This window comes from Trinickia caryophylli (assembly GCF_034424545.1).
Lineage (GTDB): Bacteria > Pseudomonadota > Gammaproteobacteria > Burkholderiales > Burkholderiaceae > Trinickia > Trinickia caryophylli.
Window position 1 is genome coordinate 3,489,414 of record NZ_CP139970.1, and the last position, 15,182, is coordinate 3,504,595.

A 15,182-nucleotide genomic window follows, 5' to 3' on the forward strand; every position below is an offset into this window, starting at 1 on the left:
CATCGGCGGCATCGGCGGCATCGGCAGCATCGGCCATTCGGCCATTCGGCCCATATGTCTCGAAAAAGACCGCCGCTATAATCGGCCATTCGTCATCGCCTCGGACAGGAGCAACGCATGGATACCTCTGCGGCGCGCCGCAACATCTTGGCGCGCATTCGTGCAGCGAGCGGCCGCGAGGCGCAACCCGAGCCCGCGGAACAAGAGGCGGCAGCCGATTACCTCGCGCGCCATCCCACGGGGCCGCGCCCCGCGATGCCGGGGGACCCCGAAGGGCTCCTCGCGCGTTTCGTCGACGAGGCACGGTTGATGGCCACGAGTGTCGAAACAGTCGATACGCTCGATCACGTGCCGGCGGCCGTCGCGCGTTATCTGACGGCCGGCGCCCTGCCGCTGCAAGCGGTGGCGTGGCGCACCCTCGAATCGCTGCCATGGGCGGCTGCCGGGGTGGCGGTGGAGTGCCGCAAACCTCGCGACGGCGATCTGGTTGGCATCACGGGCTGTTTTTGCGCAACGGCCGAGACGGGTTCGCTCGCGCTCGTGTCGGGCCCCGGCACTGACGTATCGGCCGGGCTCTTGCCCGAGACGCATATCGCGATCGTGCCGGCTTCGCGCATCGTCGCGGGGCATGAAGAGGCATTCGCGCTCATGCGTGCCGAACTCGGCGAGCTGCCGCGCGCGGTCAATTTCGTGTCGGGGCCTTCTCGCACCGGCGACATCGAACAAACCATCGTCCTGGGCGCGCACGGCCCATACCGTGTTCACGCGATCGTCGTGCGCGGCGCGTGAGCGTGCAGGCGGCACGGCGGCGGTGCCGCCGAACGTTGTTTGCGCCGGGCCGCCGGGCAGGGACTTCGAAGAGAATAACGAACCAACCGTGATGAAATCGAAATATGCCGCAGCGGCGCGCATGCCGCTCGCGGCCGCGCTTTTCTTTCTGGCGATCCAGCTGTGGCCGAGTGCCGCGTTCGCCGCCACACTCGACGGTGCGACGCTCAGCGCTGCGTGGGCGTTGCCGTTCGCCGGGATTCTGCTGTCGATCGCGGTTTTTCCGCTGATTGCCCCGATGTTCTGGCATCGCCATTTCGGCAAGATCGCCGCGGCGTGGGCATTCGCTTTCCTCGTGCCGTTCGCGATCGCCTTCGGTATGGGGCCCGCGTTCGACACGCTCGCACATGCGCTCGTCGCCGAGTACATCCCGTTCATCGTGCTGCTGAGCGCGCTTTATACGATTGCCGGCGGCATCTGCGTGCGCGGGAATCTCCATGGCTCGCCCGGCATGAACACGGCGATGCTGGCGCTCGGCACGCTACTCGCCAGCGTCATGGGGACGACGGGCGCGGCGATGCTGCTGATTCGCCCCCTGCTGCGCGCGAACGACAACCGCAAGCACGTTGTGCATGTGGTGGTCTTCTTCATCTTTCTTGTCGCCAATGTCGGCGGTGCGCTTACGCCGCTCGGCGATCCGCCGCTCTTCCTCGGCTTTCTGAACGGCGTGAGCTTCTTCTGGACCACGCGGCATCTGCTGCTGCCGATGCTCGTGGTCTGCGGGTTGCTGCTCGCAATCTTCTATGCGCTCGACTCGTATTTCTACCATCGTCGCGAAGAAGAGCGCGCGCCGTTTCTCGATCCGACGCCGGACACGCGCGGGTTTTCCATCGAGGGCAAGCTGAACTTCCTCCTGCTCGGGCTCGTGATCGTGGCGGTGCTGATGAGCGGGATGTGGAAGCCGGGTATCGCGTTCCCTATGGCAGGGATGCATGTCGAGCTGCAAAACGTCGTCCGGGACGTCGTGCTCGTCGCGCTCGCGCTGGCATCGCTCAAGCTCACGCCGCGTACGGCGCGCGTCGGCAATGCATTCACGTGGGCGCCCATCGAGGAGGTGGCCAAGCTCTTCGCCGGCATCTTCGTCACGATTGCGCCGGTCATCGTCATGTTGCGTGCCGGCGCGGGCGGTGCGTTTGCATCCGTCGTCGCGCTCGTGACCGATGCGCACGGCGCGCCGATCGACGCCATGTACTTTTGGGCCACGGGGCTGCTCTCGTCGTTCCTCGACAATGCACCGACCTACCTCGTCTTCTTCAATCTCGTTGGTGGCGATGCACAGACGCTGATGACGGCCGGCGCGAAGACGCTGACCGCCATCTCGGCCGGCGCTGTGTTCATGGGCGCCAATACCTATATCGGCAATGCGCCGAACTTCATGGTGAAGTCGATCGCGGAATCGCGCGGCGTGCGCATGCCGAGCTTTTTCGCTTATCTTGCATGGTCGGGAGCAGTGCTCGCTCCCGTCTTCTTGTTGACGACGTGGCTGTTTTTCTAGCTGTGCAGCTTCCCAGGGGCCTCGCGGCTTGCCGCCGCAGGCCGTCATTCCGGAGACACCGATGCAAAAGATTTTCGTCGCACGGCCGATTTTTCCCGATGTCGTCGAACGGCTCAGGCTGCATTTCGACGTGGACTGGAACGATGGTCCGCCGCTCGGGCCCGAGGCGCTCGCGAGCCGTCTCGCAGACAAGGACGGCGCATTGACGGCCGGCGACCCGATCGGCGCTGCCACGCTGGCGGCCGCGCCGCGGCTACGCGTGGTATCGAACATGGCGGTTGGCTACAACAACTTCGATATTCCAGCCTTCAACGCCGCGAATGTGCTCGCGACGAACACGCCCGACGTACTGAACGAGTCGACGGCCGATTTCGGCTGGGCGCTGATGATGGCTGCCGCCAGGCGCATGGCCGAAAGCGAGCGCTGGCTGCGCGCGGGGCACTGGAAGGGATGGCGCCACGACGGTTTTCTGGGCAGCGACGTCTATGGCTCGACGCTCGGGATCATCGGCATGGGGCGCATCGGGCAGGCACTCGCGCGCCGCGCGCGCGGCTTTTCCATGCGGGTTGTCTATCACAACCGCTCGCGGGTGGGGGCCGAAGTCGAAGCCGAGCTTGACGCCCAATATCTGTCGAAAGCCGAACTGCTGAGTCAGGCCGACCACGTCGTTCTGGTCTTGCCCTATACGCCCGAGAACCACCACACGATTGGCGCGGCGGAGTTTGCGCTCATGAAACCGACGGCCACGCTCACGAACATCGCGCGCGGCGGCATCGTCGACGACGCGGCGCTTGCGAAGGCCTTGCGCGAGAAGCGGATCGCCGCGGCCGGCCTCGACGTATTCGAAGGGGAGCCACAGGTTCACCCGGGGCTGCTCGAAGTGCCCAATGTCGTGCTGACGCCGCATATCGCGAGCGCGAGCGAAGCGACGCGGCGTGCGATGGCGAATCTTGCGGCCGATAACCTCATGGCGGCGCTCGGGGTCGGGCCGCGGGCCGGCCAGCCGCCCAATCCGGTCAACCCGCAAGTGCTCGGCAAGGCGCGCGCATGACGACGGCAATCCTGTTTGCGCTCGCTGCGACAGTCGTGGTGCTGGCGGTGGCGCTCGCGGTAGCGTTGCGGGCCGTATCGCATGCGAACGATCGAGCGGCGTTCGTGGAGCTCGGCGAATGCATCGAGACGGCGAGCCAAACACAGGCTCGCGCCTACGAGCGGCTCGAGCGCGAGTTGCGCAGCGAGATCGCCGAAACGTCGCGGCTTGCCCGCGTGGAGCTGGGCGGCGGATTCGCGCAGTTCCAGCAGACGCTCGCTGCGCAGCTAACGAGCGTTGCCACGGTGCAGAACCAGCAGATCGAAGGGTTCGCGGCGCGTCTTGCGCAGCTCGTCGAGACCAACGCGAAGCAGTTGGATGCGATGCGCGAGAGTTTGCAGCGCCATTCGCTCGAATCGCGCGACGAGCAGGGGATGGCGCTCAAGCGCTTCGGCGACACGCAGGCTCAGCAGCTTGCTCAACTGACGGAAGCGAACGATCGCCGCTTTGCGGAAGTGCGGGCCACACTCGAGCAACGCCTGAAGGACATCGAGGCGAACAACGCAACCAAGCTCGAGGAGATGCGCCGGACTGTCGACGAGAAGCTGCATGCGACGCTCGAGCAGCGCCTCGGCGAGTCGTTCAAGCTTGTCTCGGAGCGGCTCGAGCAGGTGCACCGCGGCCTCGGCGAGATGCAGACGCTCGCAGCCGGTGTGGGCGACCTGAAGAAGGTGTTGACCAACGTAAAGACGCGCGGCACGTGGGGCGAGGTGCAGCTCGAAGCGCTGCTCGAGCAGATGCTCACGCCCGACCAATATGCGAAGAATGTAGCGACGGTGCCGAAGAGCGCCGAACGGGTCGAGTTTGCGATCAAGCTGCCGGGGCGGGGGGAACGCGGCAACGGCGAGGCGGCGGCCGTGCCGGTCTGGTTGCCCATCGACGCCAAGTTTCCTCGCGAGGACTATGAGCGGTTGATCGACGCGCAGGAGCGCGCGGACCCCGCTGCGGTCGAAGAGGCGGCGCGCTCGCTCGAGACACGTGTGCGCAATGAGGCGCGCACGATCGCCGAGAAATATCTCGCGCCGCCCCATACGACCGATTTCGCGCTGCTGTTTCTGCCCACAGAAGGCCTCTATGCCGAGGTCTTGAGGCGGCCGGGCCTGACCGACCTGCTGCAGCGCGAGTACCGCGTGACCGTGGCGGGCCCCACTACGCTGACGGCCTTGCTCAACAGCCTGCAGATGGGTTTCCGAACGCTCGCCATCGAAAAGCGCTCGAGCGAGGTCTGGCAGGTACTGGGTGCGGTGAAGACAGAGTTCGGCAAGTTCGGCGAGGTCCTTGCCAGAACGAAATCGCAGCTCGAGACTGTGACGCGCTCAATCGAGGCGGCCGAGCGTCGTACGCGCGTGATGAATACGAGGCTGCGGGAAGTCGAAGCGTTGCCGGGCGACGAGGCAGCGGGGCTGCTGGGTGACCGCCAACCGGGCGGCCCGGACGAGCCGGAGACCTGACGCCCGGATGAGGCCCGGATGAGGCCCGGGCGTGTACGTCAGCCGCCCTGGGCGAGCCGCCGCAGTGCTTCGTCGGTTACGCGCACGATGCGCCAATCCGGCATCACTGTTGCCCCGAGCTTCGTATAGAAATCGATGGCCGGCTGATTCCAGTCGAGCACCGACCACTCGAAGCGTCCGCACTGCCTCTCGAGGGCGATCTCGGCCACGCGCCTGAGCAGTGCGGTGCCAAGGCCGCCGCCGCGTATCGCGGGTTGCACGTAGATGTCCTCGAGGTAGAGTCCACGGCGGCTGAGAAACGTCGAGAAGTTGTGGAAGAAAAGCGCGTAGCCCACGATGCTTCCGTCGCGCTCGGCCACGAGCGCTTCCGCGGCGGGCCGGGTGCCGAAGAGTGCGTCACGCAGGCTGTCTTCCGTTGCGACGAACAGATGCGTGAGCTTTTCGTACTCGGCGAGCTCGAGCATGAGCCCGAGCATGGCCGGCACATCACGCGGCTCGGCCGCGCGGATCGCGTCGGTCATCAGGCTTCCTCCGGCACGTCGGACAGCACGATCTCGATGCCGCCGAAGCGCGAGGCCACCCAGTTATAGGCGTGGCAGGCGATCCATAGCAGCACGAAGCCGAGGATCGCGTTGAGCAGGAGCGCGCTGAAGAGCGTGCTCAGTTCGACAGATCCGTACTTGACGAAGGCGACGAGCATACCGAGCAGCACGATCGGCACGCTGAAGGTCAAGTAGACGAGGATGAGCGCTTTGGCGGTTTGCCCGGGCGCGATCGAGAGGATTTGTTTTTTCATATGGGTAGATCCCCGTGTAGAGACGATGTACTCGATTCGAAGAGGGAAGGAGCGGTCGCTCGTTGCCGGTCCGGTTCAGGGTTTGCGCGTCAGATTTCAGATGAGGCCGTCGAACGGCATGATGTCCACGCATTCGCCTGCCGGTATGTCGCCTTGCTCGTGTGCGAGCATGATGAAGCAATTGGCGTCGCTCATCGAACTCAGCACCCCCGAGCCTTGCGAGCGCGTTGGCGTGACGTGCCAGCTGCCGTCGGCTTCGCGCGTTGCGACGCCGCGCTGAAATTCGGTGCGACCCGCCCGTTTCTTGATGGGTGTTCCTGCGATGGCCGAAAAGCGCAGAGGGGGATTGGCGGTGGCGCCCGACATCGCGAGCAATGCTTCGCGCACGATTTGGTAGAACGTTGCCATGACCGCCACCGGGTTGCCCGGGAGCCCAAAAAAGAGCGCGGGCGGCTTGCCCGCATCTTTGCCGTGCGGCCACAGGCGGCCGAAGGCGAGCGGCCGTCCCGGGCGCATCGCGAGCTGCCAGAATGCAACGTCGCCGAGCGATCCGAACATTCGCCGCGTGAAATCGGCTTCTCCGACCGAAACCCCGCCCGAACTCAACACGACGTCCGCGCTTTCGGCTGCCGAGCGAAAAGCGGCTTCGAGTGCAGCCGGCTCGTCGCGCACGATGCCAAGATCGAGGGCCTCGATGTCGAGCCGCGTGAGCATCGCGTGCAGCGTATAGCGGTTACTGTCGTAAACACCGCTCTCGCCGAGTGCCTGACCGACGGAGCGCAATTCGTCGCCCGTCGAAAAAAAAGCGACCCGCAACCGCCGCCGCACGGCTACTTCGGGGATGCCGAGCGAGGCGAGCAGGCCTATGTCCGCGGCTCGCATGATGCGCCCGGCAGTGAGTGCTGGACGCCCGCGCGCGAGGTCTTCGCCGGCCCGACGGCAGTTGGCGCCCCGCTCGATGCGAGCGACATCGAACACGACGCGCTCGTCGATGCGTGTGACGAACTCCTGGGGGATGACCGTGTCGCAGCCCGCGGGCAATGGCGCACCCGTCATGATCCGTATGCATCTGCCGGGCTCGGCGCGGCCCGTGAACGGATGTCCCGCCAGGGCCCGGCCTGCTATATCGAGGCTTAGTTCGCCGGTGCTCGTCAACGCCGCGCCATCGAATGCATAGCCGTCCATGGCGGCATTGTCGTGCGCGGGCACATCGATTGGCGAAACGACGTCTTCGGCCAGCACGCGATCGAGCGATGCGCGCAGCGCGACGCGCTCGATCGTGGCGACGGGCCGTACCCAGCCGCGCACGATAGCCTGAGCGGAAGCGACTGGCAAAGCCTGTGCGTCGTGGGCCGAAACGCTGCGCGAAATGTCGTTGGGAGTGGTCATCGATGATTGGCGCCGAGCCTGTTCCGCATGAGCGCGAACGTCTTTGTGGGATCGAGCCTCGGCTCGAGGGCTCGGCGCTCGCCTGCGGCGCGTGCGCTGCCTGGGCCGGTCTCAGCTCCGTTCGAGGCCGGCGAGCTCCTGCAAAGAGTTGGCATTGTAAAACGCGTGCTCGTCGGCAAACGGCACTTCGATGTGCCTGTGGCGCGCGTACCACGCCCGCACCTTGCGTTCGCCAGCGGCAAGGTAGCGATCGAGATCGTCGGCAAGCGAGCGGCGCAAAAGCGCGAAAACGGGATGCAGCGTCACTTCTCCCGAGGCCGAGCGCGTCGTCACGGTGGCGATCTCGGCGCGGGCGGCCTCCAACGGCTGCAGGAGGCTCGTGGCAAGGTCTGGGGGCAGATTGGGCGCATCGCACGGTACGGCGAGCACGAGGTCCGTTTGCGCGGCGCGCAGCCCCGCGAGGATGCCGGCGAGCGGCCCGGGGAAGTCGGGCAGAGCGTCGCTCACGACGCGCGCACCGAACGGCGCGCCGAGCGCTTCATAGGCTTCGAGGTTTCGGTTCGCGCTGATAAGAATCGTATCGACTTGCGGTGCCAGTCTGCGGGCGACATGTAGCGCGAGCGGTTGGCCGTGCAGCGGCTGCAGCCCTTTGTCGCGGCCTCCCATGCGCGTGCCCTGCCCGCCTGCAAGCAGCAGGCCGGTCAGGCGCACGGAGGAGGGCGGCGTCATGATGAGAGGGCTCTTTCAGCCGCCGATGTACGACATCTCGACACGAGGCGTGTCGCTCGCCGGCACGGCCGTGCCGCTGCCGCGCAACTGGGAGTAGCGATCCGTGCGCACCTGCCAGATACCGGCGATTGCCGTGGCGATCTCGGCGTCGGAGGCGCCGCCGCGCACGAGCGCCCGCAGGTCATGTCCTCCCGATGCGAAGAGGCAGAGGTAGAGCTTGCCTTCCGTCGAGAGCCGCGCGCGGGTACAGGTGCCGCAAAATGCGCGCGTGACGCTCGAGATTACGCCGATCTCGCCGCTGCCGTCGGCGTAGCCCCAGCGCTGGGCGGTTTCCGACGGGGTATTCGGCTCGAGCGGCACGAGCGAAAAAACGCTGCCGATTCGGGCCACGACCTCGGCCGATGGCAGGACTTCGGTCATGTTCCAGCCGTTGGAGGTGCCGACGTCCATATATTCGATGAAGCGCAGTACGACGCCCGAGCCTTTGAAGTGCCGGGCCATCGGCACGATCTCGCTGTCGTTGGTGCCGCGCTTGACGACCATGTTGACCTTGATCGGTGCCAGGCCCGCGGCTTCGGCGGCTTCGATGCCTTCCAGCACGCTCGAAGGTGCGTAATCGGCGTCGTTCATGCGTTTGAAGAGCGCCTCGTCGAGCGCATCGAGGCTCACCGTCACGCGCGTGAGCCCGGCGTCTTTCAGCGCCCGCGCCTTGCGCGCGAGCAGGGAGCCGTTCGTCGTCAGCGTGATGTCGAGTGGCCGGCCGCCGGGCGTGGTCATCCGCGCGAGCTGCTCGATCAGCCACTCGATATTCTTGCGCAGCAGAGGCTCGCCACCCGTCAGCCGGATTTTCTCGACGCCGTGCGCGACGAAAATGCGCGCGAGGCGGGCGATCTCCTCGAAGGTCAGCAGTGCGCTATGGGGCAGGAACGGGTAGTCCTTGTCGAACACGGCCCGCGGCATGCAATAGACGCAGCGGAAGTTGCAACGGTCGGTGATGGAGATGCGCAGGTCGCGCATTGGCCGTTCGAGCGCATCGGTCAATATCCCGCGCGGCACGAACGCGGTACCGGCGATCTCGGGTACGGCGCTGAGATTGGCGACGGGGATGATGCGGCGGGACATGATCGAATAAAGAAACAGTTAGGTAATCATTCTAGCCGAACGCGCAACGGCGGGTCGGCTTCGCCCGGCTCGCCGCGCGGATATTGGCCGGGCACGCAGAAAAAAGCCCGCCTCCGGAGAGACGGGCCTGACACCGGCGGCATGCATCGCGCGCGTGGTCCCGGGCCGGAGCCCGGTGCGACGAGGGCTTCGGGCGGGTGTGGCGGTTTGCCGCCGCCACCGCCCGCCCCGCCCGCGCCTGGCGGCGCCGGTCAGTCGGCTTTGCGCGTTTCGATTTGCTGCATAGACGTCGTATCGACCGGCGGCAGCGCCTTGCGCTCGCGCGGCACGCGCAAGGGCGGCACGATTTGCGCGGCGGCTTGCTGGGCCGCGTGCAATTTTTCCGCGTTGGTGTTGACCCAGACGAGGCCGACGGCGTCCAACATCGGCTGCAGATCCGTCGCGGACAAGCTGTTGGTCCGCGGTGCCGGTGCAACGGGCGCTGCCTGAGTGGCGGCCGTTTCAGCGCTGGCGGGCTGGAGCGTGTCGGCCTGTACCGCGGGCTCGGCTGCCGCTTCGACGGTCGGTGCGGTGGCTGGCGCGATGGCGCTCGCCGTAACCGGCTCGACGACAGGTGCCGGGGCGACCGGTACGTCGACATCGACGTGAGCAACGTGAGCCGGCTCGGCCGGTTCTTGCGGTGCGCTAGCAGGCGTTGGCGCTTTAGCGCTTACTTCTGCCAACGGGGCATCGATCGGAGCTGGCACGTTAGCGACGTACTCCGATTCCTGCGGTGCCGGCGCCGGGGTTGCAGGCGGCACGGCCGACACTGTTGTCGGGGCGGGCGCGGGTGCTTCAGCGGCGGGCGCGACCGGCCGTACCGTCGCCGGCTCGACTTCGACGGGCCGGGCAAGCGTTTCGGGCAGTGGCGCGGTGACGGGCGCCTCGCTCGGCACGGGCGTCACGACGACGTGTTCGTCTGCTGCGAACTGCTCGGCCGGCTGCATGGCTGCGTCGATGTGCTGATGGGCGGGCGCTTGAGCCGGAGCGGTCTCGCCTTCGGCCTCCGCGAGGTCGGCGGCGTGCGTGATGTTGACTGCTTCTTCCTCGCGCTCGCGACGACCGCCGCGGCGGCCGCGACGGCGGCGCCGGCGTTCGTCGCCATCACCTCGCGCAAGTCCGTCCTGCTCGGGCATACCGGCGCCGGGCGCTGCCGCGGCTTCAGCGGCGCTCGCATCGTGAGCGGCGGCTTCAGCGCGTACGGCCGCTTCAGCGCTTACCTCGGCTGTTGCCTTGCGGCGCTCGCCGCGTTCCTGGCGTTCGGCGCGCTCGGCGCGCTCCGCGCGTTCCGGACGTTCGGTACGTTCCTGGCGTTCGGCACGTTCGCGACGCTCCTGCCGTTCGCCGCGCGGCGCGGCTTCGGCGGTTTCGCGGTCGCGATCCTGCCCGCGCTCGCGACCTTCGCGCCCCTCACGTGGCTCACGCGGCTCGCGGCCCTCACGTGGTTCACGTCCTTCACGTGGCTCGCGGGTGCCTCGGCCCTCGCGAGGTTCGCGCTGCGCCTGCTCTTCGCGGCGGCCCGCAGGTTGTTGCGGCCGGGTGCCGCCCTCGGCACGCGCTGCGCCTTCGCGGCCCGGCGCACCATTGCGGCGATTGCGGTTGCGATCGCCGGCGCGCTCTCCGCTACGCTCCCCGCGGGTGGGCTTGGTCGGTTGAACGGGCTCGGGTGCCGGTGCAGGCGCGGCCGGCTGGGCACCGAAGAGGCCTTTGAGCCAGGCGATGAAACCGCCGGAGCGGGCCGGTGCGGCCTCGACGGCCACGGGTTGGGGCCGGGGCGCCGCGCTCGGCGCGGGCTTTTCGGGCGTGATGCCTTTGACGGCGGCTTCCTGCTTCGGCCGGACTTCCTCGTTGCGTTTGCTGTAGCCCGTTTCCGATTCGAGTTCGCGGGCGGCTTCCTCGGCCATCTTCCACGATGCGCGCGGGTCGTCCAGGCGGGTATCGTCGTGGCGCAGGCGCTCGAGCTTGTAGTGAGGCGTATCGAGGTGCTTGTTCGGGATCAGGACGACGTTGACCTTGAAGCGCGACTCGATCTTGTTGATTTCCTGGCGCTTTTCGTTGAGCAGGAAGGCCGTTACCTCGACGGGCACCTGGCAGTGGATGGCCGCCGTGTTTTCCTTCATCGCTTCTTCCTGAATGATCCGCAGCACTTGCAGCGCGGATGATTCGGTATCGCGGATATGGCCGGTGCCGTTGCAGCGCGGGCACGTCACATGGCTACCTTCGGACAGCGCGGGGCGCAGCCGCTGGCGCGACAGCTCCATGAGGCCGAAGCGCGAGATCTTGCCCATCTGGACGCGTGCGCGATCGTGCTTGAGCGCGTCTTTCAGGCGTTGCTCGACTTCACGCTGGCTCTTGGCCGACTCCATGTCGATGAAGTCGATCACGATCAGGCCGCCGAGATCGCGCAGGCGCAGTTGCCGCGCCACTTCGTCGGCTGCTTCGAGGTTCGTGCGCGTGGCCGTTTCCTCGATGTCGGCGCCCTTGGTGGCGCGAGCCGAGTTGACGTCGATGGCGACGAGCGCTTCGGTGTGATCGATGACGATCGCACCGCCGGAGGGCAGCGGCACCGTGCGCGAGTACGCCGTCTCGATTTGATGCTCGATCTGGAAGCGCGAGAAGAGCGGGACGTCGTCGTGATAACGCTTCACCTTGCCGACGTTGTCCGGCATCACGATATCCATGAAGGCGCGAGCCTGGTCGTGGATCTCGGTCGTATCGATCAGAATTTCGCCGATGTCGGGCTGGAAGTAATCGCGAATCGCGCGGATGACGAGGCTCGATTCGAGATAGATCAGCATCGGCTGGCCGGGCTGGCCGCTTTGCGAGGCGGCCTCGATCGCGCGCCACAGCTGCATCAGGTAGTTGAGATCCCACTGCAGCTCTTCGGCGCTGCGGCCGATGCCGGCCGTGCGCGCGATGATGCTCATGCCGTCGGGCAACTGCAGCTGCGCCATCGTTTCGCGCAGCTCCTGACGGTCGTCACCCTCGATGCGGCGCGAGACGCCGCCGCCACGCGGGTTGTTCGGCATCAGTACGAGATAGCGCCCGGCGAGCGAGATGAACGTCGTCAGTGCCGCGCCCTTGTTGCCGCGCTCTTCCTTTTCGACCTGGACGATCAGCTCCTGGCCTTCGCGCAGGGCGTCCTGGATGCGCGCGGAGCGCATCTCCACCCCGTCGCGGAAATACTGGCGGGCGACTTCCTTGAACGGCAGGAAGCCGTGGCGATCTTCGCCGTAGTTGACGAAACAGGCTTCGAGCGACGGCTCGATGCGCGTGACGATGCCCTTGTAGATGTTGCCCTTGCGCTGTTCGCGCCCGGCGGTTTCGATATCGATGTCGATGAGTTTTTGCCCATCGACGATGGCGACGCGCAGTTCTTCCTGCTGCGTCGCGTTGAACAGCATGCGTTTCATTGAACGGCTCCAGAGCGGCTGGGCCTGCGAGCGAACGCGGCTTGTCAGGCCGCTGGCACCGCTCGCGACGGCGCACCGCATCGTTGTTCTGTTGTCACAAGCACGCTGGAGCGGGAACGATGGCGGGGAGAATTGCCTTGAAGGGGCTCACTGCGGCCTAATGGGCCGCGAGCCGCCGGGGCGCATGCGAACACGGCTTCAAATAGCGGCGCTTCACAGGGCGTGCGTCGCGCCGTCGTGCCGCGCCAACCTCGGCGCGCAGCGTGTCGGACACGCCTGCCGGCCGGGTGACGCTGCGCCGCCGATGCGGCGCGAAGCGCGAAGGACGCTGGACAGCCACGCGGGGTGTCTCGCCAATTTGACGTCGCCGGGCACGTCGCGCACGAGGCGCTGACGCTTATGGGCGCTCGCCGTATTTTCGCAATCGGGAGCCTCCGTTGCGCTCGACATCGCTCGATACCGAGGCTCGCCAGATGAATTCTTTTTTACCAAAATTCCGTTACCGTCGAAGCGGGCCGCGACCGAACGCACCTGTGGGCGCCGTCCTTGCCGCAACGCGTTTCGTGCGTGCAACTCGTTGCTTCTCTTCTTAAACAGGGCGAGCAACCGACCCGTGGGTACAGCCAAGCAAGTAAAATAACAGCTTCTCGCTTACCCCCGCACAACCAGCCGGGCTACCCGGCGATACGCGCCGGCAGCGGCAGGCTGCTCGGGCAAATTATATTCAGAATGAATGAGTTAGGCAAAATATCCCAGAAATCGGTCGCAAGCGACCAAGCTTCGATGATACAGGTTGACGAGGGTGTCGCCGGGCAGCGCATCGACAATTTTTTGCTGCGGGTCTGCAAAGGTGTCCCTAAAAGTCATATTTACCGGATATTGCGCAGTGGGGAAGTACGGGTAAACAAGGGGCGCGTCGACGCGAAATACCGGCTCGCGGCCGGCGATGTCGTGCGCGTGCCGCCGATCCGCGTGGCCGAGGCCAGCATGGCTCCGATGCCGATGGCCGCGCCTCCGGCTCACTTCGATGTCCTGTTCGAGGACGACTACCTGCTCGTGATCGACAAGCCGGCCGGCGTAGCCGTGCACGGCGGCAGCGGGATCGCTTTCGGGGTGATCGAGCAGATGCGCGAGGCACGGCCGGCCGGCAAGTTCCTGGAACTCGTGCACCGGCTCGATCGCGAGACCTCGGGCGTGCTGATGCTTGCCAAGAAGCGCGCGGCGCTCGTGGGGCTGCACGAGCAGATCCGCGAGAACCGGATCGACAAGCGCTATTTCGCCTGCGGGCATGGCGAATGGGCGGCCGACTGGGGGCGGCGGCGGGCCGTCAAGGCGCCGCTCACGAAGTATCTGACGGCGGACGGCGAGCGCCGCGTGCGCATCGACCCGGAGGGGCTCGCTTCGCACACGGTGTTCAATCTCGTCGAGCGCTGGCCCGGGTACGTGCTCGTCGAGGCGGAGCTGAAGACGGGGCGTACGCACCAGATCCGCGTGCATCTTGCCAGTCTCGGCCTGCCGATCGTCGGCGACGCCAAGTACGGCGACTTCGCGCTCAATAAGGCGCTCGCTCGCGCCGATGCCCGGCCCGGCCTCAAACGCATGTTTCTGCATGCGCACAGGCTGAGCTTCGCGCATCCGGTCACGGGCGAGCCGCTCGTGCTCGAGGCGCGCTTGCCGGCCGAGTGCCGGCGGTTCATCGATCAATTGAAGGATTCGACAAGCGAGGCGCGTGCCAATGGCCCGACAGCAATTTGACCTGATCGTCTTCGACTGGGACGGCACGCTCATGGATTCCACGGCGCACATCACGCGCAGCATCCAGGCGGCGTGCCGCGACCTGGGCGTGGCCGTGCCCGACGACGCGGCGGCGAGCTTCGTGATCGGGCTCGGCCTGCGCGATGCGCTGCAAATCGCCGCACCGGCGCTCGATCCGGACGACTATCCGCGGCTTGCCGAGCGCTACCGCTACCACTTCCTGACGAAGGATGTGCAGATCGAACTCTTCGGCGGGGTGCGCGAGATGCTCGAGGAACTGCGCGACCACGGCTATCTGCTCGCGGTGGCCACCGGCAAGAGTCGGGTCGGGCTGAACCGCGCGCTCGAGGAAGCGGGCGTCGGGAAATTCTTCGACAGTACGCGCTGCGCCGACGAGACCTTTTCGAAGCCGCATCCCGCCATGCTTTACGAGCTCACGCGGGAACTGGGGCAGGATGCGGCACGCACGGTCATGATCGGCGATACCACTCATGACCTGCAGATGGCGCAAAACGCCGGCACGGCCGGAATTGCCGTGACCTACGGCGCGCATCCGGTGCAGGCGCTCGCGGCGATGTCGCCCGCGTTCGTCGCCGAAAGCGTGACGGCACTGGCCGGCTGGCTGAGGCAGCACGCATGAGCGCGGCCGTCGGCGCGGCAAATGAGCGCACGCCCGTGAAAGTCTGCGGCTCGGAGGCGCTCGTCGACGGTGGCGCCGGCGTCCGCGTGGCCGCGCGACACGGCGGCGGCGATGCGGTCGTTTTTTTCGTGCGCTACGAAGGGCGCGTTTACGGCTATTTGAACCGGTGCGCGCATGTGCCGATGGAGCTGGATTGGGCGGAGGGCCAGTTCTTCGAATCGTCGGGCTTATACTTGATGTGCGCGACACACGGCGCCGTCTATGAGCCCGACACCGGCCGCTGCGTCGGCGGGCCGTGCCGCGGCGCTTCGCTTCGCGCGGTGGCCGTCGAGGAGCGCGATACGCCCGAGGGCCGGGCCGTCTTTTGGCTGCCGGACGATCAACTCGTTCCCGCGCAGTCCTGATCGTTTTCACCCATCCTCACGACTTTCCCAC

Annotated in this window: 13 protein-coding genes; 7 read left to right on the plus strand and 6 right to left on the minus strand. The window is 66.5% G+C overall.

The window, feature by feature from the left end; genetic code table 11:
* Positions 1–117: 117 nt before the first annotated feature.
* From U0034_RS15815 to U0034_RS15830, 4 genes are all read left to right on the plus strand, one after another.
* Complete coding sequence (locus tag U0034_RS15815; protein WP_085226592.1) at positions 118–789, plus strand: LutC/YkgG family protein; 672 nt, start codon at positions 118–120, stop codon at positions 787–789.
* Between the two features lie 121 nt (positions 790–910).
* Positions 911–2,323: a sodium:proton antiporter gene (locus tag U0034_RS15820; protein ID WP_233212098.1), complete on the plus strand. Its 1,413-nt coding sequence runs from the start codon at positions 911–913 to the stop codon at positions 2,321–2,323.
* 61 nt (positions 2,324–2,384) lie between these two features.
* Positions 2,385–3,374, plus strand: coding sequence for a 2-hydroxyacid dehydrogenase (locus tag U0034_RS15825; RefSeq protein ID WP_085227232.1), 990 nt, complete (start codon positions 2,385–2,387; stop codon positions 3,372–3,374).
* Positions 3,371–4,864, plus strand: a complete 1,494-nt coding sequence (locus U0034_RS15830; RefSeq protein ID WP_085226594.1) for a DNA recombination protein RmuC — start codon at positions 3,371–3,373, stop codon at positions 4,862–4,864. The genes U0034_RS15825 and U0034_RS15830 overlap by 4 nt, the downstream gene beginning before the upstream one ends.
* 38 nt (positions 4,865–4,902) lie before the next feature.
* On the opposite strand, the gene U0034_RS15835 is transcribed toward U0034_RS15830, so the two are convergent.
* From U0034_RS15835 to U0034_RS15860, 6 genes are all read right to left on the minus strand, one after another.
* The gene (locus tag U0034_RS15835) at positions 4,903–5,385 is read right to left on the minus strand and encodes a GNAT family N-acetyltransferase (RefSeq protein WP_085226596.1); all 483 of its coding nucleotides are present in this window, start codon (positions 5,383–5,385) and stop codon (positions 4,903–4,905) included.
* Positions 5,385–5,660 (minus strand): hypothetical protein, encoded by a 276-nt coding sequence (locus U0034_RS15840; protein WP_085226598.1) that lies wholly within the window; start codon positions 5,658–5,660, stop codon positions 5,385–5,387. Before U0034_RS15840 ends, U0034_RS15835 begins: the two co-directional genes overlap by 1 nt.
* A 96-nt stretch (positions 5,661–5,756) precedes the next feature.
* Positions 5,757–7,049, minus strand: coding sequence for a molybdopterin molybdotransferase MoeA (moeA, locus tag U0034_RS15845; RefSeq protein ID WP_085226600.1), 1,293 nt, complete (start codon positions 7,047–7,049; stop codon positions 5,757–5,759).
* Between the two features lie 111 nt (positions 7,050–7,160).
* A complete protein-coding gene (mobA, locus tag U0034_RS15850) occupies positions 7,161–7,778 on the minus strand; it encodes a molybdenum cofactor guanylyltransferase MobA (protein ID WP_085226602.1) in 618 nt (205 codons plus the stop codon).
* A gap of 15 nt (positions 7,779–7,793) precedes the next feature.
* Entirely contained in the window at positions 7,794–8,900 is a 1,107-nt protein-coding gene (gene moaA, locus U0034_RS15855; RefSeq protein ID WP_085226603.1) for a GTP 3',8-cyclase MoaA, read from the minus strand.
* A gap of 251 nt (positions 8,901–9,151) precedes the next feature.
* Positions 9,152–12,352, minus strand: a complete 3,201-nt coding sequence (locus tag U0034_RS15860; protein WP_085226605.1) for an Rne/Rng family ribonuclease — start codon at positions 12,350–12,352, stop codon at positions 9,152–9,154.
* 729 nt (positions 12,353–13,081) lie between these two features.
* On the opposite strand from U0034_RS15860, the gene U0034_RS15865 reads away from it, so the two are divergent.
* Genes U0034_RS15865 through U0034_RS15875 form a run of 3 tightly spaced genes read left to right on the plus strand, consistent with a single transcriptional unit; the run spans position 13,082 to position 15,151 of the window.
* Positions 13,082–14,107 carry an RluA family pseudouridine synthase gene (locus U0034_RS15865; protein WP_085226609.1) on the plus strand — a complete coding sequence of 342 codons (1,026 nt, stop codon included), beginning with the start codon at positions 13,082–13,084 and terminating at the stop codon, positions 14,105–14,107.
* Complete coding sequence (locus U0034_RS15870) at positions 14,088–14,747, plus strand: HAD-IIIA family hydrolase (protein WP_085226611.1); 660 nt, start codon at positions 14,088–14,090, stop codon at positions 14,745–14,747. The genes U0034_RS15865 and U0034_RS15870 overlap by 20 nt, the downstream gene beginning before the upstream one ends.
* The gene (locus tag U0034_RS15875; protein ID WP_085226613.1) at positions 14,744–15,151 is read left to right on the plus strand and encodes a Rieske (2Fe-2S) protein; all 408 of its coding nucleotides are present in this window, start codon (positions 14,744–14,746) and stop codon (positions 15,149–15,151) included. Before U0034_RS15870 ends, U0034_RS15875 begins: the two co-directional genes overlap by 4 nt.
* Positions 15,152–15,182: the final 31 nt, after the last annotated feature.